Here is a 23,006-nt window from a genome sequence, read left to right as displayed (position 1 = left end):
GGCGCCCAGGGCCAGCGTCGCCCCGCCCGCGCCGACGGCGGTCAACGCTGCCGCGATGTCGCGCCGGGCGGGCCGGAGCATCAGCAGCGCCAGCGACGACACCGCCGCCCCGGGGACGAGCCCGGCGGTGAAACGCCAATCGACCCCGGCATCGGCGGCGCGGATGCCGGTCAGGGCGGTACCGCCGAGGGCGGCGCAGACCAGGGTCTGACAGGCGAGGAACGACACGGCGGCGGCGCCCCCGCCCCGGCGCATGGCGATGCGCAGACCACCCGCCGCGGACAGGGCGAGGGCCCCGGCGACCCCGGCGCCGAGGACCGCGTCGTGAGGGGACATCGCCAGCACGCCGATCGCCGCGACGACGGTGGCCGCCGCGGCGATCACCGGCCCCACCGCGGCATCGACGACCCCCGTCCCGGGTGCGTCGTCGGCGAGCACGTCGGCGACGTCGATGACCATCGGCGGCGGCGCCGGCCCCGGATCATCCACGACCACGAGCCTGTCGCCGTCGCGAACCCCCGCCTCGGCGAGTCCGGTTTCGGAATCGGCGATGGACCCGTCCGGCAGCCGCACCCGCCATGACGCGCCCGGCGCGGCCGTGGCCCCGAAGGCGTCGATCAGTTCCGGCAGCACCGTGGCCACCGGTGCGTCCGCGGGGACGAGCAGGTCCGCGCGTCGCGTCGGCCCGTCGCCGGGCATGAAGTCGATTCGCAGCCGCAGCATCGACGACGTCAGTGTCATGGTTTTCCCCCGCCCGCGGTGGCGCGCACCACCGCATGTCGTTGCACCCGTTCCCCCGTTGGCCGGGCGCGTCCTCTCAGGGTGGCTTATGCTCTGCGTCGCGTCCAGCCGAACGGCCGGCGTACTCGGGGGAGGGGTTTCGACGATGGGGGATGCGCGTTCGCGCGTGACGACGACCGACGGCACCGCCGCAGCGGCGGCGGGGCCGGTGGCGGCGGTGGCGACGGCGCCGGATTCGGAGGGCATGGTGTCGGGGCGCGCCCCGCGGGTGCCGGGGCCGGTGCCGCGGCCGGGGGACATTAGGCCCGATGCGCCGCCGGAGGCTCCGGAGCCGAAGCCCGTGCCGTTGATGCGGGCGCTGTTGCCTGTGGTGATGCTCGTCGCGGTGGTGGGCATGGTCGCCGTGATGGTGGTGTCGGGATCTGCTCGTAACCCGATCACCTTCATGTTTCCGCTGCTCATGGTGGTGTCGACGTTGGGCATGATGGCCGGCGGCGCATCGGCGGCGGCGGACGTGGGGCCGGCCCGGCGCGACTACCAGCGGCACCTGGCCAGCGTGCGGCGGGCGGTGGCCGATGCGGTGGGTATGCAGCGGGCCAGCCTGGTCCACGTTCACCCGGATCCGGCGGATGCGTGGACGCTGGCGGGGACGTGGCGGATGTGGGAGCGGTCGCCGGAGGACGGTGATTTCGGTGCGGTGCGCATCGGCACCGGGCCACATGCCCCGGCGACGCCGGTGACCCCGCCGACGGTGACCGCCCCGGAGAAACTCGACCCCGTGTCTGCGGTGGCGTTGCGGCACGTGGTGCGTTCGGCGCGGTCGGTGCCGGATCTTCCGGTCGCCGTCGACGTCGGGGTGTTTCCCCTCATCGCGGTGGGCGGTGACGGGGACGAATCGGTGGCGTTGGTGCGGGCGATGGTCGCCCAGTTGGCGGCGGCGCATCATCCGGAGGATCTGGCCATCGCGGTCGTCGGCGTCGGCCCGGAGTGGGAGTGGGTGAAGTGGCTGCCGCACAACGCCCACCCGCACCGGGCGGATGCGTCGGGGCCGGCGAGGTTGCGGGCGTCGACGGTGCCGGGCCTCGTCGAACTCCTCGCCGACGTCGAGGCGCCGTTGATCGTGGTCGTCGCCGATGGCCGGGACCTGGATCGGGAACCGGCGCAGCTGGAGGGGCTGCTCGGCGCCGAAACCGCGGGGGAGAGCACCGTGTGCGTCATCGCCGCGCCGGTTCCGGGCCCGGCCACGGCGGCGAGTCCGACGATGGACATGGCCGTGGCCTCGGGGTTGGCGCTGACGGTCGTCGATGGGCGGGTGCGGGCGACGACCGCGGCCGGCGAGGAGGACATCGCCGCCGCCGACGCCCTCGGCCCCGGTGCGGCGGAGGCGCTGGCCCGGCGTCTGGCCCGGCACGCCCCCACCCGGGTCGGCGGCGATGACCGGGCGCATCGCGACCCCGTGTTGGCGGAGCTGGACCTTGCGCCGCCGCCTGCCGACCTGGTGTTCCGGGAACGGCTGGGGCGGGAGCGTCTGCGCATTCCCGTGGGGGTCGGCGCCGACGGGTCGGTGCTGCACCTGGACCTGAAGGAATCGGCGGAGGGCGGCGTCGGCCCGCATGGCCTGTGCATCGGAGCCACGGGTTCGGGTAAGTCGGAGTTTTTGAAATCCGCGGTCCTCGCGTTGGCGGCCACGCATGGTCCCGATCAGCTCAATCTGGTGCTCGTCGACTTCAAGGGCGGTGCGACGTTCCTCGGGGTGGAGGGGTTGCCGCACGTGTCGGCGGTGATCACGAACCTGGCCGACGAGCTGATCCTCGTGGACCGCATGCAGGACGCCATCCGCGGCGAGATGACCCGCCGACAGGAGCTGCTGCGCGCCTCGGGCAATTTTCCGGGCGTGGCGGAGTACGAGGCCGCGCGCCGGGCGGGACGTACGGATTTGGCGCCGCTGCCGGCGTTGGTGATCGTCGTCGACGAGTTTTCGGAGTTGCTGGGGCACCGTCCGGAGTTCGCCGAGTTGTTCGTCGCGGTGGGCCGTTTGGGCCGGTCGCTGCACATGCATCTGCTGCTGGCGAGCCAGCGGTTGGAGGAGGGGCGGTTGCGCGGCCTCGACAGTCACCTGTCCTACCGGGTGGGGTTGAAGACTTTCTCGGCCGCCGAGTCCCGCAGCGTCCTCGGCGTCCCGGACGCCCATCATCTGCCGGCGACGCCGGGCGCGGGTTTCCTCAAGACCGACGCCGGCGCCCCGGTGCGTTTCCATTCGGCGTACGTGTCGGGGCCGGTGCCCGCCGATTCCGCGGGCGGGCGGCATGGTGCCGGCGTCGCCTCGGCCGGGCGGGTGGCGGCGTTCACCGCCGCAGGCGGGCAGGTCGTCGAGGAGGGTTCGCCGCGTGACGACGCATACCAATCGGCGTCGGGGGCAGAGCCGTCGCGCACCGTTTTGGAGGCCACCGTCGCCGCGATGGCCGGGCACCGGCACTCGGCCCATCGGGTGTGGTTGCCGCCGCTGCCTGCGCGGACGGCGTTGGCCGATGCGGTGGATTCGACGCTGCCGGCGCTGACCGCGTCGATCGGGCTCGTCGACCGGCCGCTGGAGCAGCGGCAGGATCCGTTCACCGTGGACCTGTCGGGGCCGGGCGGGCATGCGGCGATCGTCGGCGCACCGAGGTCGGGCAAGTCGACGGCGGTGCGCACGTTGGTGGCGTCGCTGGCGCTGACGACGCGGCCGACGCAGTTGCACGTCCATGTCATCGATTACGGTGCGGGCGGTTTGGCGGACCTCGCGGGCCTGCCGCACGTGGCGTCGGTGACGCACCGCGGCGACGTCGACAAGCTCAACCGCGTCGTGTCGGCGGTGTCGGCCGAGGTGGCCGCACGCGAGGAACGGCACCGGGCGCGGGGCTGGCACACCATCGCCGACGCCCGGGCCGACGGCGAACCGGACGTGCTGCTGGTCATCGACGGCTGGCCGGCGCTGCGGCAGGAGCATCAGGCGTTGGGCGATCTGGTGCAGTCGATCCTGTCGGACGGGTTGGCCGTCGGCGTGCACGTCGCGGTGACCGCGCACCGGTGGACGGAGTTGCGCCCGGCGGTGCGCGATCTGCTGGGCACCCGCATCGAACTGCGGCAAGCCGAGGCCATCGACTCGGTCATCGACCGCAAGGCCGCCAAACTCGTGCCGGATGCGCCGGGGCGCGGGCTGTCGCCGGACGGGTGCGGCGTGCTCGTCGCCGATTCCGGGTCCTCGGACATCGCCGAGGTGGCCGCCGTGTGCCGGGCCCGCGGGGATGAGCGGGTACCTGCCCTGAAGATGCTGCCCGCGCGCGTGGAATGGGCCGAGATCGCCCCGGCCGTGGCCGGTGGGGCGGCGGCCGTGGGCCTGGATGAAAGTGCCCTGGCGCCGGTGCTTTTCGACGCCGACCGGGATCGCCACCTGCTGATCTTCGGTTCGGCGGGGTCGGGGCGCACCACCGCGCTGCGGACGATGATCGCCGGCTTGCTGCACACCCGGCCGCGGTTGAAGTTCCTGGTCATCGACTATCGGCGGGGCCTGATCGACGCGGTGCCCGCCGATCGGCTGGCCGGGTACGCGGGCTCGCCGGCGGTGGCCGAACCGATGGTCGTGGAATTGGCCGAGGCGCTGCGTGGGCGGCTGCCGGGGCCGGACGTCACCCCGGAGCGCCTGCGGGCACGGGATTGGTGGACGGGGCCCGACATCGCGGTCGTCGTCGACGATTACGACCTCGTGTCCGGTTCGCGAGGATCGCCGTTGACGGTGCTCGGAGAGTTCATCCCGCATGCCGCCGACATCGGCCTGCACATGGTGTTGGCCCGCCGCACCGGTGCGGCCACGCGGTCGTTGCATGATCCGGTGCTCGGCGCGGCGAAGGACCAGGGGGCGACGGGCCTGGTGCTCGACGGTTCCCGCGACGACGGTCCGTTGATGGGCGTGGCCCTGCGTCAACGGCCGCCCGGTCGGGGTACGTGGGTCGAGCACGGCAAACCGCCGCGGGTGGTGCAGGTGGCCCTGCCGCCGGAGCCCGGAGGGGCACACCCCGGCGGCGATCGAAACGAGGAGGTGACGCCCGATGGCGGCGACGACTGACCGCGCACCCGGCCCGGCGGTGCTCCACGCATGGGGCCCGGCCGCCTGCGGTCCCGAGGGCGATGCGGCGTTGATCGACGGGTTCGGGGCGGTCCCGCAGGTCGTCATCACCCCGTCGTACTGGGGCGGGCGCAGGCGCGAGCTTTTCGCCGGGGAGCTGGTGCGCCGCGGCGCCGATCCCCGGATCGGGGATCTGGCCACGGAATTGATGGGCCTGGAGCGCCCGGCCGTCGGCCACAGTTTCCTCGTGGAGGTCGAGCCCGGCCGCATCTGCGTGTCCCGCCTCGACTTCGACGCGGGATTGGCCGACGGCCGGTTGTCGTTTCGCGGCGGCGACGCGCTCGAGATCATCCGCGATCTGGTCGCCGAGTTGCTCGCCGACGCCGACGGGGCCGACGGCGCCGACGGCGGCGACCGGGTCCCGGATGACGGTGACGTCGAATTCATCGTCGCGTCCGGCGACGACCGGCTCATCGCCGACATGCGCCGCCGGGGTTGGCTGGCGTTTCCGGTTCCGGTGGAGCTCCTCGGCGGCGCACTGTCCCGCGCGGATGCGGGTGCCGCGGCCGGCCGTCGTCACGCGCTCCACTCCGATGTCGAACGGGCCGGGGCGGAACCGGCGGGTGCGGAACCGGCCGTGGTCGAACCATCCGGGACCGAAGAGGAGCGGCGAGACGGGCCCGACCGGGAGCTGCGGCACGGGACATCCGGTGCGATGGAACCGGAGGCGCGGTCGGGAGGTCTGGACATCGCGGCGCTGCGTCGCCGGGCCCGGGCACAGGAGTCCGCGCGGCGCAGGCCCCGGAGCCGGCTGCATGCGGCGCCGGCGGTGGCCGTGGGCGCGGTGGCGTGTCTGGTCGCGGCGGCGGTGATCGTCCTCATCCTCGACGGCCCCGTTGGCGGGGCATTGCAGGATGAGGCCATGGTCGCCGCGGCCGCCGATGCGGGAGGGGGCCGCGGGCCGGACGGCGTGGTCGATTCCGGGGATTCCGGACCGGACAACCCGCCGGCCCGCCCCGGATCCGGCGGCGGCTCAACCGTGCCGGACGGGCCCGAGGTAGCCGCCGCCCATGAATTGGAGGGCAAGGGCGTGCGCGTCGAACTGCCCGATCGGTGGCGCATCGATGAACGGGCCACCGCCGACGCGCTGGTCCTCGTCGACGGGGGACCGATGCGGATTCTGGTCACCGCCGGCGAAGTCGCCTGGGGCATGGACGCCGACGGGCTCGCCGCGGGCCTGACCGCCCACGCGGCGGGCGATCCCACGATGGATCGCGTCCGGCGGGAGGCCATCGAGGGCCTCGACGTCGTCGTCCACGAGGAACGCCCCGACGCGGGATCCGTGGTGCTGTGGCAGCACCGGCTCGTCGACGGATGGCAGGTGTCGGTCGGCTGCCAATTCCGGGGAGCGACCATTCCACAGCTCCGTCCCGTGTGCGGCCAGGCGCTGCGCACCGCCGCCGTGGTCCGGGCCGAGTGACCGGACTGCGGAAGCGGGCTGCGGAGCAGGAGGTGATCGGACTGCGGATCAGAAGTTGACGGGCCTGCCGCGACTGCGGTGACGGGGGTGGGGCAGGGGGAGGGGCGGAAAAAAAGATGGAACCGATCGGGCGCGGGGCGCGTCCAATCATGTGGCGGCCGGGGACGGGATCCCGGCCGACCGGGAACACGAGATACATCGAGCATCCAACATGAGGGGGAATGACATGACCGGCGGGATCTTCACCACCGAGTCCAGCACGATGACCACGACGGCGGGCGACGTCGACGGGGTGAACCAGGAAGTGTCCGGAGAGCTGGCGCGGCTGCGCGGCGTCGTCGACGGATTGGCGGGGGATTGGAAGGGCCAGGCCAAGCTGGCCTTCGACGACGTCATGGTCCGGTGGGACGAGGCCGCGGCCAAGCTGTCGGGCGCGCTTTCCGACATCGCCCAGAACATCCGCGACAACGCCGCCAGCTTCGACGAGGGCGAGGAGACCGGCGCGGCGGACTTCAACCGCGTCGGCGCCGCCGGCGGCGGCCTGCTGAACCTGTAAGGGCCATGAACGCACGGCCGCAAACGCACGGCCGGACATCGCACGACAATCACACAGAGGGGGACCACATGACCGACACCATCCGCTACCAGTTCGGCTCCATCGCCACCGGCGCCGCCGACATCCGCACCACGTCCGGGCACATCCAGACCCTGCTCGGCGACCTGAAGACCCGCATCGCGCCGATGACCGCGACGTGGGAGGGCGAGTCCGCCATCGCCTACGAAGACGCCCAGCGCGCGTGGGACGAGTCCGCCGAGGAGCTCAACCAGATCCTCGAGACCATCGCCCGCACCGTCGAAGAGGGCAACGACCGCATGTCCGACATCAACCGACGCGCCGCCGCCAGCTGGGGCTGACCGGCGCACCAGACCACTTCCATCGATTGCACCGAACACACCGGCCCCGGCGCGCGCCGGGCGGTGCTTGACGACGGCCGATGCACCCTCCCCTCACCGGGGCAGGGCGCATCGGCCGTCGCGTTTTGGTCTGGGCGGCCCGCACCGGTAGGCTGAAACGCCTGTGTGCACCACTCTTCCCGCACGCACGACGACGCACGCCCGCAGGCGGGTCGTCGTCAAGCAAAAACGGGAAGCGACACCCCCGGGTCTCCACCGGCCGCCGGGGGCAGGGTACGCGGTGCGCGCCGGCCGGCAGAATCACACGGACCCGTAAGGAGTCATGTTGCCTACTTTCCACCCCAAGGACGGTGACATCGAGCGCAAGTGGTACGTCATCGACGCCACTGACGTCGTGCTCGGTCGCCTCGCCACCCACGCCGCCGACCTGCTGCGCGGCAAGGGCAAGCCCTACTTCGCCCCCAACGTCGACTGCGGCGACCACGTCATCGTGATCAACGCCGACAAGGTCCACATCTCCTCCAACAAGCGGGACCGCGAGATGCGCTACCGCCACTCCGGCTTCCCGGGTGGCCTGAAGTCGATGACCCTCGGCCGCTCCCTCGAGGTGCACCCCGAGCGCGTCATCGCCGAGGCCATCGAGGGCATGATGCCGCACAACAAGCTGTCGCGTCAGTCCATCAAGAAGCTTCACGTCTACGCCGGTGCGGAGCACCCCTTCGCCGGCCAGAAGCCCGAGAACTACGAGATCAAGGCGGTGGCGCAGTGACCAACCCCCAGGACACCAACGAGGCCCAGGTCGACAACACCGAGGCCACCTACGACGACGTTCAGGCTGCCGCCGAGGCCGCCACCGAGGACTTCACCTCCACCATCGGCGACTCGCTCGTCGATGAGACCGCCGAGGTCGAGGACGTCGTCGTCGCCGAGCCCGCCGCCCTGGATCGCCCGATCCAGACCGTCGGTCGCCGCAAGCGCGCCGTCGCCCGCGTCAACCTGACCGCCGGCACCGGCAAGATCACCTGCAACGGCCGCGACATCGAGGACTACTTCCCGAACAAGCTGCACCAGCAGGAGATCAAGGACCCGCTGGTCCTGCTCGAGCGCGAGAACCAGTTCGACATCGCCGCCAACATCAACGGCGGCGGCCCGTCCGGCCAGGCCGGCGCCCTGCGTCTGGCCATCGCCCGCGCCCTCAACGAGTACAACCCGGAGGAGCGCGGCCAGCTGAAGAAGGCCGGCTTCCTCACCCGCGACGCCCGCGCCGTCGAGCGCAAGAAGGCCGGTCTGCACAAGGCCCGCCGCGCGCCGCAGTACTCGAAGCGCTAAACCGAAGCGTTCGCTTCCGCGGTGCCGCCGGTTCGCCGGTGGCCCGCAACGCAGCGGGAGGCCACGGTGCCGCATCGCGCCGGGCAGGGCCCGCCCGCGCTTTTCACGAAACGCCCCATCCCGGGTTCGACCCGAGGTGGGGCGTTTTCGTCGCATCACCCGGGTTTGCGCCGGGTTGGCGTCGACGACGTGTCCGACGGGTGGCACAATGTCGGGATACGGAAAACGGCCCCGCGACCCGGCGGCCGGCACCCGACGATCAGGAGTTGCATCTGACATGGCCCGTCTTTTCGGCACCGACGGTGTCCGCGGACTCGCGAACGAGACCCTCACCGCGCCTTTGGCGATGAAACTGGGGGCCGCGGCCGCCACCGTCCTGACGCGCGGGGCGAACCCGGGCAAGCGTCGTCCGACCGCGATCATCGGCCGTGACCCGCGGGTGTCCGGCGAGATGCTCGCCGCGGCGATGGCGGCGGGCATGGCGTCGAAGGGGGTCGACGTGCTGCGCGTGGGCGTGCTGCCGACGCCGGCGGTGGCGTTCCTGACGGACGACTACGGCGCCGACATGGGCGTGATGATCTCCGCGTCGCACAACCCGATGCCCGACAACGGCATCAAGTTCTTCGCGGCCGGCGGCACGAAGCTCGACGACACGGTGGAGAAGGAGATCGAGCACGCGCTGCTGAACCTTGAGGACGGCGGCCCGACGGGCACCGGCGTCGGCCGCGTCATCGAGGAGGCCACCGACGGCCTGGACCGCTACCTGTTCCACTTGGCCAAGGCGGTTCCGGCGAAGATCGACGGCATTCGCGTGGTGGTCGACTGCGCCAACGGCGCCGCCTCCGAGGCCGCCCCGCTGGCGTATGCGGCCGCGGGCGCGGATGTGGTGGCCATCCACAATTCGCCGAATTCGTACAACATCAACGACGGTTGCGGTTCGACGCACATCGACGTGCTGCAGAAGGCGGTGCTGGAGCACGGCGCCGACCTGGGGCTGGCCCATGACGGTGACGCGGACCGGTGCCTGGCGGTCGATTCCGAGGGCAACGTCGTCGACGGCGACCAGATCATGGCGGTGTTGGCGGTGGCCATGAAGGAGCAGGGTCTGCTGCACCACAACACGTTGGTGGCCACGGTGATGTCGAATCTGGGCCTGAAGCTGGCGATGCGGGACAACGGCATCGAGATGCGCACCACGAAGGTCGGCGACCGGTATGTGCTGGCGGATCTCAACGCGGGCGGGTACTCGCTGGGCGGCGAGCAGTCGGGCCATCTGGTCATCCCGGATTTCGCGACGACGGGCGACGGCACGCTGACGGGCCTGTACCTGATGGCGCGGATGGCGAAGACGGGCAAGTCGCTGGCGGAGTTGGCGTCGGTGATGAAGGTGCTGCCGCAGACCCTGATCAACGTGCCGGTGGCGGACAAGGCGGCCATCTCCGATGCTCCGGCGGTGAAGGAGGCCATCGCCCGCGCGGAGGAGCAGCTCGGCGACACGGGTCGCGTGCTGTTGCGTGCGTCGGGCACGGAGGAGCTGTTCCGCGTCATGGTGGAGGCCCCGGATGCCGAGACCGCGCGTCGCATCGCCGGTGAGCTCGCGGCGGTGGTTGCGGCGGTGTAGCTTTCCCCTTTCCTTTTTGCTTGACGACGTCCCGCGTGTTGGCGGGGCGTCGTCACGCTTTTCTTGGTGGGCCGGTGACGAGAGCGGGGCGCCACCCCCGGACCGGGGCGGCGGGCAAATCGGATGGAACCGATGGGCGTCGGGACGCGTCTAAACGGGGTGTCAGGGAAAGTTTTCCGCGGATGATGCGGCAACAGAAGGGGGAATACCGTGATTGCGGGCGGGGATGACATGCGGATGTCGGGGGACGAGGTGGCGCGTGTGGCCGCCGACGTTTCCGGGCGGGCGGTCGACGGTGACGGACGGTGGGCCGCGGTGCCCGGGTTCGCGCCGATTGCCGCGGGGGCGGCGTTCGTCGATCGGGGCGTGCGCCTGGAGATCGCCGTGGAGGCGATGCGCGGGCGTGGCCGCCGGGCGCACGGGACGTTGGGGGAGTACGCGCCTGCGGTGGCCGGGCAGTTCGGCGCGTTGGCCGACGTCGATGGTGCGGTCCGCGATGCCGTCGGCCGGATCGACGTGACGGGAGGGGATTCGGCGTGAACGGGGAGTTCATCAGCACCGGAGTGACGGGATTGGGGGCGGTGCTCGGCGCGGCCGACGCGTGCGCGGTGCCCTATGGCGCGCCGCCGGTGGCTCCGGCGGCGGTGCCCGAGGCGTCGCTGGCTGCGGCGGCCGTTGACGGATTGGACCCGGGTGCGTTTGCGGCGGTGGCCGAAGGCGTGAACCTGGGGTGCGCCGAGGCGGCGGGCAACGGGGCGGTGGATTTCGCGGGCCTGGGCGGCGCGGCCGCCGACGCGATGGCCGGTGCCGTCGCCGGGGCCGACGCCGCGTGCCTCGGGCAGTGGGCCTCGGCTGCGGGGGCGGGGTTCGGCATGCTGTGCGCGGGAGGGGCGGCTGCGACGGTAGCGGCGGCGGCCGATGCGTCGATGTGCGGTGCGATCGATGCGGCCGGAGCGGTGATCGGCGGGTGCGAGGCGACGGCCGGACTGCCGGGTGCGGGTCCGGCGGCGGCGCAGGTGGCCGCCCAGGTGTCGGGTGCGTTGGTCGGCTGCCTCAACGGGATCATCGCCGCCCGCGACGTCTGCGTCGGCGAGATCCTCGACTGCGCCATCGCCGACGTCGAGGCATGCGTCGCGGAATCGGACGCGGCGCCCGTGCCGGAATGCCCCGACGTCGTCGTCGACCGTGAGCCGGTCGCGCCGACCGTTCCGGCTGCGTCGACGGTGCCCGCTGTTTCTGCCGGGCCGTCCGCGTCCGTGGAGGCGGTGGCCGGTGCGGCGGGTGCGATCGCCGCGCAGATCACCGGCGCGGTCGTCGGCGGCATCTCGGTGGCGGTGAACGCGGGAGGGATGCTCGACCTGTGCCTGCCCGCGGAGTGCGTCGAGCCCGGAGCGAACCCGGAACCGGCGGAATGCGTCGAGCCCGAGCGCGAGCCCGAACCGGTGGAATGCGTCGAACCCGAGCCGGAGTTGGAGCCGGTCGAGTGCGTCGAACCCGAACCCGAGCCCGAGCCGGCGCCGGAGCCGGAACCCGAGCCCGAGCCTGAGCCCGAGCCCTGGGAGCCGCCGCCACCGGCCGGAAAGCTGGAGCACATGTACGGCGGTGGCGGTGAGCAGGCACCCGACCCCGCACCGGAACCGGCGCCGGAGCAGGTGCCGGAGCCGACTGCGCCGACGTCACCGGTGCAGGCTCCGGCCGCCCCCTCGCCTGCGGACCCCGCGCCCGAGGAACCGGCCGCCGCCGCTGCCGGCACGGTGCATGCGCCGTCGGCGGGAGGGTGGGCGTGATGGATGCACCGGCGGGCATGGACCCGCTGCAGTGGGCCCGGTACGACGCCGCCATGCAGCGTTACCGCGACACCGTCGCCGCCCACCGGGCGACGTTCGAATCCGAATTACGCAGGGCGAAAGACGCGCTGGCGGAACTCAATCGACGACACCGATCGAATGGCACCGCCTCCGCGACGGACGGACGCCACCCCGGAGTCGAGGGGAAAGCCGATGCGCAACCCCGCCGGGTGCGGGCGGCGGGCGGTCCGGTGCAGTCGATCCTCAACAAGGGCGGCTGACGGAAACCGGCGGGCGTCGCAAAGCAACGACGAAAAGAAAACCGCCGCCCGGAAAAACCGGACGGCGGCGCAAACAAAAACGCTAGGAACGGGGCTCGCCCGGCAGCGGCACGTACTCGGTCTCCGGCAACTGATCGCGCAACCACTCCATGCTGCGGTTGGTGACGCCCTTCATCTTCAGGTCCGGCTCGGTGAAGGCGGAGTACTTCTTCTCCCCGCCGACCGTGGCCAGAATGTACCCGGTCAGGGCGGCGCGTGTGATCTCCTGCTGCTTCACGCTCGACTTGGAAAAGCCCAGCAGACGGCGAGACAGGGGAGTTTCGGAGAAATCGGCCTGCTCGGCGCCGTCGACCTCGCGGAAAATGACGTCACCGGCCCAATTCGCGGCCAGACGCTTCGGGTTGCCCCGATCCAGCCACTGATTCTCGCCGGGGCCGAGCACCAGACCCGGGCAATGCACGTTCGTCGCCGCCGCCTCCGCCGACGGAGACGTGTCCGCCGGGAACACGCACGACACGGACCGAATGTTCTCGCGGCCCGCCGCAGCCAGCACCGCCGCGCCCGCACCCATGCCGTGGCCGGCCAAGCCCAGCTTCGCCGGAGACACCCGCACCTCGCCCTCGCCCAAGAGGACGCCGCCGAGGATCTGCAACGCCGACTCCAGGTCATTGGCCAGGCCCCGGTGATCCGCCACGAACCCGGTCTCGGTGTTCGGCGCGGCCACCGCGATGCCCCACGACGCCAGATGACGCAAGGTCGCGTGGTAATCGTCGACCGGCGAACGCCAGTCATGACCGAAGGCGATGCCGGGGACGCCCTTGCCCTTCGCCGGCGTGTACACCACGCCGGGCAACCCGACGTAGGCGAGATCGCCGACGAGGACGCGGTGCGGACCGCGCTTCGACAGATTGGAGACGAGGGTCTTCAGGTTCTCAGCCACGTGGCCAGCATATCGGCAATGGATGGGCCCATGTGCGGCGGCGTCGGAAACGCCGACCGGAATATCCCTCTTTTTCGATGCGGGCAACGGGGCCGGGCACGGTTATTCTGTACGGCATGTGCGGAATCGTTGGATACGTGGGACGGCAGCCGGCGCTCGACATCGCGGTCGAGGCGCTGCGACGGATGGAATACCGGGGCTACGACTCGGCGGGAATCGCCGTCCTCGACGGTGCCGGCGGCGTCAACGTGGAGAAGAAGGCCGGCAAGCTCGCCAACCTGGAAAACGAGCTCGACGCCGCCGGGCGCGACCGTTTCGCCGGTGAGGCCTGCATCGGCCACACCCGGTGGGCCACGCACGGCCGCCCGACCGACGCCAACGCGCACCCGCACGTCTCCTACGACGGCAAGGTCGCCATCGTCCACAACGGCATCATCGAAAACTTCGCCCCGCTGCGCGCCGAACTGGAGGCCGCCGGCGTCGAGCTGAAGTCCGACACCGACTCCGAGGTCGCCTGCCACCTGCTGGCCCGCGCCTACAACGGCGAGGACGAGTCCGGCACCGCCGGTGATTTCGAGGCCTCCGCCCTGGCGGTGCTGAACCGCCTCGAGGGCGCGTTCACCCTGCTGTTCCCCCACGCCGCCCACGCGGACCGCATCATCGCGGCCCGCCGCTCCACCCCGCTGATCGTGGGCGTGGGCGGCGACGGCATGTACCTCGGCTCCGACGTGGCGGCGTTCATCGCCCACACCAAGGAGGCCGTGGAACTGGGCCAGGACAACGTCGTGGTCATCACCGCCGACGACTACAGGATCATGGGTTTCGACGGCACGGAGCAGTCCGGCCGCCCGTTCACCATCGACTGGGACCTCGCCGCCGCGGAGAAGGGCGGCTACGACTCCTTCATGATCAAGGAGATCCACGAGCAGCCCGGTGCCGTCCGCGACACCCTGGCCGGCCACCTGGTCGACGGCCGCGTCGTCCTCGACGAGCAGCGCATGACGGACCAGGATCTGCGGGACATCGAGAAGGTCTTCGTCGTCGCCTGCGGCACGGCGTACCACTCGGGCCTGCTGGCCAAGTACGCCATCGAGCATTGGGTGCGCATTCCGGTGGAGATCGAGGTCGCCTCGGAGTTCCGCTACCGTGACCCGGTCCTGGATCGGCAGACGCTGGTGGTGGCCATTTCGCAGTCCGGCGAGACCGCCGACACGCTGGAGGCCGTGCGCCACGCGAAGTCGCAGGGCGCCCGCGTGCTGGCGGTGTGCAACACCAACGGCGCGCAGATCCCCCGCGAGTCCGACGCGGTGCTGTACACCCACGCCGGTCCGGAGATCGGCGTCGCCGCCACGAAGTCCTTCCTGGCGCAGGTCGCCGCGAACTACATCGTCGGCCTGGCGCTGGCGCAGGCCCGCGGCACGAAGTACCCCGACGAGGTCACCCGCGAGTACCGCGAGCTGGAGTCCATCCCGGACAAGATCGCGCAGGTCGTGGCGATGCAGGAGCAGGTCTACGACATCGCCCGCGAGCTCGGCGCGATCCCGACGATGCTGTTCCTGGGCCGCCACGTCGGCTTCCCGGTGGCGCTGGAGGGTGCGCTGAAGCTGAAGGAACTGGCGTACATCCACGCCGAGGGTTTCCCGGCCGGCGAACTGAAGCACGGTCCGATCGCCCTGATCGAGGAGGATCTGCCGGTGGTCGTGGTGGTGCCGTCGCCGAAGGGCCGTGCGGTGCTGCACTCGAAGATCGTGTCGAACATCCAGGAGATCCGCGCCCGCGGCGCCAAGACGATCGTGATCGCGGAGAAGGGCGACGAGAAGGTCCGCCCGTTCGCGAATTACCTCATCGAGATTCCGGAGTCGTCGACGCTGCTGCAGCCGCTGCTGTCGACGATCCCGCTGCAGTTCCTGGCCGCGGAGATCGCGCGCCAGTGCGGCAACGAGGACATCGACAAGCCCCGTAACCTGGCGAAGTCGGTGACGGTGGAGTAGTTTTCCGCCCGGCGTCCGGTTCCGAATCGACTCGACTTCGAAGGAAAGGTTCACGTGAATGGCAACCATGGTTTCGGCGGGGGCCCGCGGAATGACGACGGAAGGTTCAACGGAGGGTTCAACGGGTCCTTCGGTGACGTGAACCGTGGCGGTTTCGGGGCCGGCGCAGGGGGCAACTCCTTCGGCGCACCGGGACCGACCGGAGGTTTCGGGGGCGCTCAGGGCCCCGGTTTCCAGGGCTTTCCGACGCCGCCCCCGGCGCCGACGCCCGCGCCTCCGCAGAAGAACGGTGGCGGCAAGAAGGTCGCGATCGGAGCCGCCGCAGCAGCCGTGGTGGTGGCGTTGGCGGGGGCCGCGGCGCTGGCCTTTTCCGCCGGGGATGATTCGGCGAACTCCGACGGTGACCCCGGGGTCGACCAGGCGGGCGTGACCACGGAGGCCGTGCCCGACGGGGACGCGGGTTCGGGCAGCGGCGACGCGGAGGACTCGGCGAACATCGACTCGGAGGACGGGGCGGACATTCCCGAGTCCGACATCCCGGACGCGGACGACGATTCCGCGATCTTCCACGACAGCGAGGAATGGCAATTCCTGTCGATGCCGGGGGCCGTCGTTCCGGGCGGCATCATCGTCAACGACACCGACGAGTCGAGTTGCTCGGTGGGGTACGTCGTGTCGACGGACAATCGGGACTTCGTGTTGACCGCCGGGCATTGCGGTGAGGAGGACGACCAGTTCTCCATCGTGGACGAAGACGGGTCATCGACGTACATCGGTTCCATGGTGGAGTCGGAGTTTCTGACGGCCGGCGGCGCGGATTACGGGTTGATCGACATCACCCGCGCTCGGCCGCACGTTCAGACGTTCCCGTTCGACGCTCCGTTGAAGGGGTGGCGCGACGTGTCGTGGTTGGAGGAGAACAAGCCGAGGATTTGCCGGCTGGGTTTCCGCACCGGTTTGTCGTGCGGCGAGTATTTGGGCGTCGACGACAACGGGATCCTCAGTTTCCGCGGCATCGCCGACCACGGTGACTCGGGCGGTCCGGTGTTCGCTCAGACGGACGACGGCTTCTACGCGGTCGGGCTGCAGTCCTACGGGCAGCCCGCCGACGCCACGCGGGTGTCGGCGATGACGATCGCCGAGCCCATGAACTTGTGGGGGCTGACGTTGTACGCGTGACGGACGGCGTCGCCGTCGCGGCGATGCCGGTCGGCCGCGCCGTGCCTCGGCCCGTGTCGGGGCCGGTGCTTTACGACGTCAGCACGTGGACGGCACCCCGTCCTCCCGGTCGACCCACTGTTGGAGCGCATCGTGCACGGCATCGGCGTAGGCGGTGGCGCCGGTGAGGGTCGGGTGGATGAGGTCGTCGCGAAGCAGCGTCGTGTCGGCCGTCGCCGCCTGGCACCACTCGGCGCCGTAGACGTTGTCGTACTTCTTGGCGAAGTCGATGACCTGCTGCTTGGCTTCCGGCATGTACCAGCGGTCGCCGTAGGGCATGACCAGGATGATGACGCGGTCCTCGCCGAGGAGATCGACGATGTCCTCGAATTCGCCCTCGCGGGCCGCGCCGTTGGTGCCGAAGCCGAGGACCACGAACTGATCCAGGGTGCCGGCGGCCTCCATGTTGGAGATGATCGTCGGCAGGGCCTCGTAGTGGCGCGACACCGCACCGTCGACGTAGATGCCGGGGAACTCCTCTTCCAGCGCCATGGAGCTGGCCAGCATCACGGAGTCGCCGATGGCGGTGATGCGGTCGCCCGTCGGCATCTTCCGCGTCGGCAGTTTCGGTGCGGCGGCCTGGGCGGCTTCCTGACGCTGGGCGAGGGCCTCGAGATCGGCCTCCAGGTTCTCGCCCGGACGCGCGCCACCGGTGACGGCGGCGGGCAGACCCATCAGCGCCACGGCGACGAGCACGACCGTCGCGCCGGCGAAGATCGTGCGGGGAGTGCCCGGGCCGGGGACCTCGTCGCGGCGGGCGCGGCGACGGGCGGCGCGCCACCGGCCGAACGGTTCGACGACGCCGTTGCGGCGGATCGGATCCTCCACGAGCGTCCACGACATCGCGGCCAGAAGGAAGGACAGCACGATGACCGCGGCACCGCGGGCCAGCGGCATGTCGTCGAGCTCCTTCGGCAGGTACACCGTCACCGGCAGGTGCCACAGATAGATGCCGTAGGAACGCTCGCCGATCCACCGCATCGGCGCGATGCCCAGCACCCGCGACACGAGCGTGCGCTGGTCGAGGATCGAGTAAATCGCGGCCATCGTCGCAAAGCTCAGGACCACCAGGCCGCCGCCGAAGAGGAACGGCGAATCATCGGGCATCACCGCGACGAGGACCACGATGACGGCGATGCCGACGAGTCCCGACACTTCCGCGGGGAAGCGTTTGATCTCGGCGGTGCCGTTCCTGCGCACCAGGAGGATCGCCAGCAGCGCGCCGAGCAGCAGACCGCCGGCGCGGGTGTCGGTGCCCTCGTAGATGCGGGTGGCGTCGGCCCCGACGTTGGACAGGTGGGCCATCCAGGCGAAGCTCGCCGCGGCCAGCGCCAACGTCGCCCCGCCGACGAACCATTTGGCCTTTCGCCGCCGCCCGAACAGCGCGAACAGCAGCGCCAGCACCAGCGGCCACACCAGGTAGAACTGCTCCTCGATGGACAGCGACCACATGTGGTCCAACGGGCCGGTCGACTCGAACTGATCGAAGTACGACTGCCCCTGGGCGATGACGTACCAGTTGTTGACGTACAACAGCGAACTGATCGATTCGCCGACGCGGTCGCCGAGTTCCCCCGGCGTCGACAGCGCCGTGACCAGGAACACCGCCGCCACCGTGACCACCACGGCGGGCACGAGCCGCCGGAATCTGCGCAGCCAGAAGGTGCTCAGCCGGAAGGAATCGTGCCGGTACTTCGCGCGCAGCAGATTGGTGCTGATGAGGTAACCCGACAGCGTGAAGAACACGGCCACGCCCAGCAGACCGCCCGGCGCCCACGAGGCGTCGAGGTGGTAGAACAGCACGGCCATCACGGCGATGGTCCGAAGGCCATCGAGCGCCGGAATGTAGGTGGTGCGGGAATCCACGGGTTTGGGCATGTGGCGGGGGCTCTCCTGGGGATGGACGGGGGACGGGGCACGGCGTCCGGAGCACGGCGCGGCGGGGCGCGCCGGACGGGTGGTCACTGCGCGATTGCAACATAGTCCCTTCCACCGCCGCGTCGATGTTAGTCGCCGTCGGGCTTTCGCCGATTTTGGGGGTGGTGCATCCAGATTGGCTCGCGATCCCACCCATCTGGGCAGCCCAGCTCAGCAGGAGAGCGCCCGCCGGGGATCTCTTCGAGGACATGATTCCGCAGCCGGGTGGGCCAGTCGTCACTTGGATCGAGGCGTCGGGAAAGCACCGCGAGGACCGACAAAGACGAGTACGGGCGTGCGGTGGATCGACCTGCGGCGTGAGCGGTTTCGGGGAACGCCTGCAAGTGTCGGGTGCTGAGGCGGTTGGCGATGTTCGCGTTCCAGAAACGCGCGTGATGGGCGCAGACGTTCCGGACGTACGCGAGATTTGATAGCCAGTCCTTCAATGCGCCTCCATGCCCGGCTCCGGATCTGTCGTGGAGCTCCAGGCGTGCGGCGATCGCGTCGCGGTCGGTTTGGAGCAGCCCCGAATACAGAGTCGACAGTCCACCGAAGTCCATCAGCTCGGTAGTCACCCAGACCGGTAGGGGCAGTCCATAATTCCGCTTGAAGTGGATTGCGAAGTCAGCCTTCGACCGCTTCACTTCGAGCTCGCGCTTGGCCAGCCATTTTGCGTGATCCGAGGTCCTCCACTTGGCGAGGTTGGGTGGTTCAACGCCGCTGCAGGACGTGAACTCGGGGGAGAGGCACCTGATGTCGGTATGGGCGAAGGTCCCTCTGCTGCCCAGGGTGTGCCCGATGTGGAAGCGCAGCGCTACTTCGATGCGTTCGAGGGCGTCCATGGCCAACAGCCGCAGGCGTCGGTCGAATTCGTAAATCTCCACGACCTTCTCAAGCGTGGTTCCGGGCACGAAGTCGTCATGAATGACGACCCCGGATTCAGTGACACGGCTTTTCCTGAAGGGATGCCAATAACCGCTGAGCCGGTAGTAGCCCACCCGCTGCAGAAGCGTTCGGGCGCCGCCCGGATCGCCGATCTCCATTCCACGCTGGGCCAGGAGCCGTAGCTGCTCGTCGATGGTCAAGAATGGTTTGGCGTATGTGCGCATGGTCCCCGATCCCCCCCGAAATGAAAGCCAGCCTCCCCTCTGGGCAGCGGAACTGCGCGAGACGGAAGGCTGGGCGTGATGGGTTCATCGTAACTTGGGGCGCGTTGATCCGCAATCTTCCCAGGCATCTCGATTTATGCAGGTGAATAGCCGATTTTTGGTGGGTGCTCATCCCGTCGGGTCTTGCTTCGCGACGGCCGGCGCCCGGATCCGCGACAGCCGGGTGGCGTCGTCGGCGCCGTGGTCGCCTCGGGCGTGAATCCGTGGCCGGACGTAGTCTCGGGTCATGGAAGCCGTTTTCACCGTCGACCAGATCCGCCGTGCCGAAGAGCCCCTGTTGCGGGCGCAGGATGAGCCGGATGAATTGATGCGGCACGCGGCCAAGGCCGTCGCGGATGCGGCGAAGGTGATGCTCGCCGCCCCCAGGCCTTATTTCCTCGGCCGCCATGCCACGCGGGTGCTGTTGCTGGTCGGTTCCGGCGGCAACGGCGGTGACGCGTTGTATGCGGGGTCGTTGTTGGCAGCGGAGGGCATCGGCGTCGATGCGGTGTTGTTGGGCGATGCCCCGCATGAGCGGGCGTTGGCCGCGTTCCGGCGCCGGGGCGGGGCGGTGCTCGTCGACGGGTTGCCGGATTTCCCGGCGGGCCTGCGTGGCGACGGCAACCCCGAACCGCTGGATCCCGCGCACCCGGAGTCGGCGCGTCCGTGGGGGTATTGCCTGGTCATCGACGGCATCGTGGGGCTCGGGGGCACGGGGGCGCTGCGGGAGAAGGCGGCGCGGATCGTGCGGGTGGCGGCGAAGAACCACGCCCGTTTCCTGTCCATCGACGTCCCCTCGGGCGTGGCCGCGGATACGGGGGAGACCGTGCCGGGGGCGTCGATCCCGGATCCGCAGTGGGAGCCGGGGGATCCGGATGAGCCGTCGCCGCGCACGCTGGACCTGCCCGGCCACGTCACCGCGGATGTGACGGTGACGTTCGGCGGCCTGCGTTTCGCCCATGCGTTGTCGGACCAGTGCGGCGAGGTCGTGGTGGCGGACATCGCGCTCGACGGCGACGGCCCCGAGTTGCATCTGCTGCCGCGGGAGAAGTGGCCGGCGGGTGCGGAGGCCGGCCGCAGTCTGCATGGCCAGTTGCATCGGAATCTTGCCCGCGACGCCGCCGAGAGCACCACGGAGACGTGGACGTATTACCGGTCGCTGGCGGTGCCGCCGCGCAATGCCTTCACGTGGCCGACGCTGTACGACGTCGATCCGGGTGATGTGTGGACCTCGGTCGGCGATCATCCGCGCCCGCCCCGCCCGGGTTTTCCGCGTGATCTGGAGCCGGGTGCCGAGGATGACAAGTACACCGGCGGCGTCGTCGGCATCTGCGCGGGCGGTGACAGGTATCCGGGTGCGGGCGTGCTGGCGACCACGGCGGCGGTGCGGGCGACGTCCGCGATGGTCCGCTACGTCGGTGCCGTGTCGGCGGAGGTGGTGCGCGCGCTGCCGGAGGTGGTCGCGCATGCTTCGCTTGACGACGCCGGCCGGGCCGACGCGTGGGTGGTCGGTTCGGGCCGCGGCACCGATGATGCGGCGGCTGCGGAGTTGGCTGAGTTGTTGAGCCGTGACGAGCCCCTGCTCGTCGATGCCGACGCCATCACCCTGCTGGCGCGGCACCGGGAACTGAGGGAGAAGCTCGTGGCCCGCGAGGGGGAGACGTTGTTGACTCCGCACGCCGGGGAGTTCCGCCGTCTGGCCGATGCGATGGCGGAAGCGGAAGCCGAGGCGTTGCCCGATCCCGCCGACCATCCGATCGACGCCGCGAAGGCGATGGCCGTCGCCCTGGATTGTGCGGTGCTGCTCAAGGGCCGGCGCACCGTCGTGGCGATGCCGGCCGGGCACGGCCACCGCACGGGCACGGTGCGCATCATCGACGCGGGCACGTCGTGGGCGGCGACGCCCGGCAGCGGTGACGTGCTGTCCGGCCTGGTCGGGGCGTGGATGGCCAAGGACGGCATGGCGGGGATCGCGCCGGCGGTCACCGTCCACGCCCGGGCGGCCGAAGTCGCGGCCCGCACGCCCGCCGGGTATGCGCCGACGTCGGCGTCGCTCATCGCCGGGGCCATCCGGGAGGCCACTGCGGCACTGGCGGCGGAGACCGCGTGGCCGTCGGTGGCACAATGACCGACATGAACGCCGCACGAGGAGCGAACGCATCCGACGATCGGAAACCATCCGGGAATCGGAATCCGTCGGACGAAGGGGCCGGCCCCGGGGAGACCGTCCCGTCCCCGGCCGATCCCACGTTTCCCGGGTTGCTCGTGCAGACGGTGGATCTTGCGGCGGTGCGCCACAACATCGGGACCATCAAGAAGGCGTCGGGCGCCCGGCGCCTGATGGCCGTGGTGAAGGCCGACGGTTATTCGCAGGGGGCCACCGAGGTCGCGGGCGCCGCGGTGCAGGCCGGCGCCGACCAATTCGGCGTGGCCACGCTCCAGGAGGCGCTGGACCTGCGCGAGTCGCTGGAGCTGCGCGGCACGTCGGCGATGATCCTGGCGTGGCTGTGGCACCCCGATGAGGCGCTGGAGCTGGAGGCGGCCGTGGCGTCGGGCATTCACCTGGGCGTGGCGTCGGAGGAGCACCTGGCCGCGGTCATCGCCGCCGGTCGCCGCGCCAACGTCCGCCCGACGGTCACCGCCATGGCGGACACGGGGCTCAACCGCTCGGGCATCTCCGTCGTCGACGGCGCCTTCGAACGCGTCGCCGCCCGGTTCGGCGACGCCCACGCCCGCGGCGAAATCGACTGCACCGGCGTTTTCTCGCACCTGGCCTGCGCCGACGAGCCCGACAACCCCGCAAACGACATGCAGGCGGGGAGGTTCCGCGAGGCGGCGGCCATTCTGGAGAAGGCGGGCGTCGTCAAGCAACTCAACCACCTGTCCAACTCGCCGGGAGCGCTGACCCGGCCCGACCTGTCCTTCGACATGGTCCGCCCCGGCCTGTCCGTCTACGGCCTGGAACCGGTCGCGGGCCGCACCCACGGACTGCGTCCGGTGATGCGGTGGGAGGCGCGCATCCTCGTGATCAAGGACGTCCCCGCCGGCGAGGCCGTCAGCTACGGGCGCACGTGGGTCGCCGAACGCGACACCCGGACGGCGATCATCCCATGCGGCTACGCCGACGGCATGCCGCGCTCGGCGTCGGGCAAGTTCGACGTCAGCATCAACGGGGTGCGCTACCCGCAGGTCGGGCGCGTGTGCATGGACCAGTTCGTTGTCGACCTCGGTCCCGACGCCCCGGTGCGGCCCGGCGACGTCGCCGTCATCGTGGGCACGCGCGAGGGCGAGCCGACCGCCGACGAACTCGCCGCGGCGGCGGGCACCATCAACTACGAGATTCTGACGGCGCCGCGCGGCCGCACGCGCAGGCGGCACGTCGGGGTCGGCGAATCGGGGGCGGACCATGGCCGGACGTAGTCGTGGCGCGGTCGGGGCGGGGCGGTCCGGCGGGCGGGGCGGCATTCCCGGGTGGGGGATCGTCGCCGGCGCCGGTGCGCTGGCCACCGCGGCCGGCGCGGGCGTCATCGGCTGGC

18 protein-coding genes are annotated in these 23,006 nt (G+C 70.9%); 14 read left to right on the top strand and 4 right to left on the bottom strand.

All coding sequences use genetic code 11. The features are described 5' to 3' along the window. On the bottom strand, positions 1-741 hold a 741-nt coding region (locus HMPREF3121_RS07255; RefSeq protein WP_246816101.1), incomplete at its 3' end, for an EsaB/YukD family protein. Positions 742-907: 166 nt separating this feature from the next. Here HMPREF3121_RS07255 and eccCa point away from each other — a divergent pair. The 10 genes from eccCa (at position 908) to HMPREF3121_RS07205 (ending at position 12,256) form a co-directional block, all read left to right on the top strand. Then, entirely contained in the window at positions 908-4,843 is a 3,936-nt protein-coding gene (gene eccCa / locus HMPREF3121_RS07250) for a type VII secretion protein EccCa (protein ID WP_246816100.1), read from the top strand. Then, positions 4,827-6,323, top strand: coding sequence for a type VII secretion-associated protein (locus tag HMPREF3121_RS12425; protein ID WP_070521589.1), 1,497 nt, complete (start codon positions 4,827-4,829; stop codon positions 6,321-6,323). Before eccCa ends, HMPREF3121_RS12425 begins: the two co-directional genes overlap by 17 nt. Before the next feature lie 226 nt (positions 6,324-6,549). Continuing rightward, a complete protein-coding gene (locus HMPREF3121_RS07240) occupies positions 6,550-6,879 on the top strand; it encodes a WXG100 family type VII secretion target (RefSeq protein WP_070521586.1) in 330 nt (109 codons plus the stop codon). A gap of 68 nt (positions 6,880-6,947) precedes the next feature. Continuing rightward, the gene (locus HMPREF3121_RS07235) at positions 6,948-7,238 is read left to right on the top strand and encodes a WXG100 family type VII secretion target (protein WP_070521583.1); all 291 of its coding nucleotides are present in this window, start codon (positions 6,948-6,950) and stop codon (positions 7,236-7,238) included. A 325-nt stretch (positions 7,239-7,563) separates the two neighbouring features. Further along, entirely contained in the window at positions 7,564-8,007 is a 444-nt protein-coding gene (gene rplM / locus HMPREF3121_RS07230; RefSeq protein ID WP_035121424.1) for a 50S ribosomal protein L13, read from the top strand. After that, the gene (rpsI, locus tag HMPREF3121_RS07225; RefSeq protein ID WP_070521580.1) at positions 8,004-8,567 is read left to right on the top strand and encodes a 30S ribosomal protein S9; all 564 of its coding nucleotides are present in this window, start codon (positions 8,004-8,006) and stop codon (positions 8,565-8,567) included. The genes rplM and rpsI overlap by 4 nt, the downstream gene beginning before the upstream one ends. A gap of 277 nt (positions 8,568-8,844) precedes the next feature. Then, on the top strand, positions 8,845-10,188 hold the full coding sequence (gene glmM / locus HMPREF3121_RS07220) for a phosphoglucosamine mutase (protein WP_070521577.1): 1,344 nt from the start codon (positions 8,845-8,847) through the stop codon (positions 10,186-10,188). 237 nt (positions 10,189-10,425) lie between these two features. Next, on the top strand, positions 10,426-10,728 hold the full coding sequence (locus HMPREF3121_RS07215) for a hypothetical protein (RefSeq protein ID WP_141743026.1): 303 nt from the start codon (positions 10,426-10,428) through the stop codon (positions 10,726-10,728). Then, positions 10,725-11,975: a hypothetical protein gene (locus HMPREF3121_RS12720; protein WP_070521572.1), complete on the top strand. Its 1,251-nt coding sequence runs from the start codon at positions 10,725-10,727 to the stop codon at positions 11,973-11,975. The genes HMPREF3121_RS07215 and HMPREF3121_RS12720 overlap by 4 nt, the downstream gene beginning before the upstream one ends. Then, complete coding sequence (locus tag HMPREF3121_RS07205) at positions 11,975-12,256, top strand: hypothetical protein (protein ID WP_070521569.1); 282 nt, start codon at positions 11,975-11,977, stop codon at positions 12,254-12,256. The genes HMPREF3121_RS12720 and HMPREF3121_RS07205 overlap by 1 nt, the downstream gene beginning before the upstream one ends. Before the next feature lie 82 nt (positions 12,257-12,338). On the opposite strand, the gene HMPREF3121_RS07200 is transcribed toward HMPREF3121_RS07205, so the two are convergent. Next, positions 12,339-13,196, bottom strand: a complete 858-nt coding sequence (locus tag HMPREF3121_RS07200; protein ID WP_070521568.1) for a dienelactone hydrolase family protein — start codon at positions 13,194-13,196, stop codon at positions 12,339-12,341. A 116-nt stretch (positions 13,197-13,312) separates the two neighbouring features. Between HMPREF3121_RS07200 and glmS the strand changes: the two genes are divergently transcribed. Continuing rightward, positions 13,313-15,187, top strand: coding sequence for a glutamine--fructose-6-phosphate transaminase (isomerizing) (glmS, locus tag HMPREF3121_RS07195; RefSeq protein ID WP_070521565.1), 1,875 nt, complete (start codon positions 13,313-13,315; stop codon positions 15,185-15,187). A 54-nt stretch (positions 15,188-15,241) separates the two neighbouring features. Further along, complete coding sequence (locus tag HMPREF3121_RS07190; protein ID WP_070521563.1) at positions 15,242-16,366, top strand: chymotrypsin family serine protease; 1,125 nt, start codon at positions 15,242-15,244, stop codon at positions 16,364-16,366. 78 nt (positions 16,367-16,444) lie between these two features. On the opposite strand, the gene HMPREF3121_RS07185 is transcribed toward HMPREF3121_RS07190, so the two are convergent. After that, positions 16,445-18,283: an acyltransferase family protein gene (locus HMPREF3121_RS07185; RefSeq protein WP_070521560.1), complete on the bottom strand. Its 1,839-nt coding sequence runs from the start codon at positions 18,281-18,283 to the stop codon at positions 16,445-16,447. Positions 18,284-18,411: 128 nt separating this feature from the next. Continuing rightward, a complete protein-coding gene (locus HMPREF3121_RS07180) occupies positions 18,412-19,431 on the bottom strand; it encodes an Abi family protein (RefSeq protein WP_070521557.1) in 1,020 nt (339 codons plus the stop codon). A gap of 286 nt (positions 19,432-19,717) precedes the next feature. Here HMPREF3121_RS07180 and HMPREF3121_RS07175 point away from each other — a divergent pair, with 286 nt between their 5' ends. Together HMPREF3121_RS07175 and alr are read left to right on the top strand one after the other, a co-directional pair. Then, entirely contained in the window at positions 19,718-21,598 is a 1,881-nt protein-coding gene (locus HMPREF3121_RS07175) for a bifunctional ADP-dependent NAD(P)H-hydrate dehydratase/NAD(P)H-hydrate epimerase (protein WP_070521554.1), read from the top strand. A gap of 5 nt (positions 21,599-21,603) precedes the next feature. Further along, a complete protein-coding gene (gene alr, locus HMPREF3121_RS07170) occupies positions 21,604-22,890 on the top strand; it encodes an alanine racemase (protein ID WP_083291424.1) in 1,287 nt (428 codons plus the stop codon). Positions 22,891-23,006: the final 116 nt, after the last annotated feature.

The sequence above is a fragment of the Corynebacterium sp. HMSC11E11 genome (assembly GCF_001807025.1).
In the GTDB taxonomy this organism is placed as follows: domain Bacteria; phylum Actinomycetota; class Actinomycetes; order Mycobacteriales; family Mycobacteriaceae; genus Corynebacterium; species Corynebacterium freneyi.
This window is presented reverse-complemented; position numbering and strand designations above follow the sequence as displayed.

Bases quoted from the DNA above. Each gene is read 5' to 3' on its own strand.
- HMPREF3121_RS12425 (WP_070521589.1), top strand. From the start codon at position 4,827: ATGGCGGCGACGACTGACCGCGCACCCGGCCCGGCGGTGCTCCACGCA.
- HMPREF3121_RS07240 (WP_070521586.1), top strand. From the start codon at position 6,550: ATGACCGGCGGGATCTTCACCACCGAGTCCAGCACGATGACCACGACG.
- HMPREF3121_RS07235 (WP_070521583.1), top strand. From the start codon at position 6,948: ATGACCGACACCATCCGCTACCAGTTCGGCTCCATCGCCACCGGCGCC.
- glmM (WP_070521577.1), top strand. From the start codon at position 8,845: ATGGCCCGTCTTTTCGGCACCGACGGTGTCCGCGGACTCGCGAACGAG.
- HMPREF3121_RS07215 (WP_141743026.1), top strand. From the start codon at position 10,426: ATGTCGGGGGACGAGGTGGCGCGTGTGGCCGCCGACGTTTCCGGGCGG.
- HMPREF3121_RS07205 (WP_070521569.1), top strand. From the start codon at position 11,975: ATGGATGCACCGGCGGGCATGGACCCGCTGCAGTGGGCCCGGTACGAC.
- glmS (WP_070521565.1), top strand. From the start codon at position 13,313: ATGTGCGGAATCGTTGGATACGTGGGACGGCAGCCGGCGCTCGACATC.
- HMPREF3121_RS07185 (WP_070521560.1), bottom strand. From the start codon at position 18,283: ATGCCCAAACCCGTGGATTCCCGCACCACCTACATTCCGGCGCTCGAT.
- HMPREF3121_RS07180 (WP_070521557.1), bottom strand. From the start codon at position 19,431: ATGCGCACATACGCCAAACCATTCTTGACCATCGACGAGCAGCTACGG.
- HMPREF3121_RS07175 (WP_070521554.1), top strand. From the start codon at position 19,718: ATGGAAGCCGTTTTCACCGTCGACCAGATCCGCCGTGCCGAAGAGCCC.
- alr (WP_083291424.1), top strand. From the start codon at position 21,604: ATGAACGCCGCACGAGGAGCGAACGCATCCGACGATCGGAAACCATCC.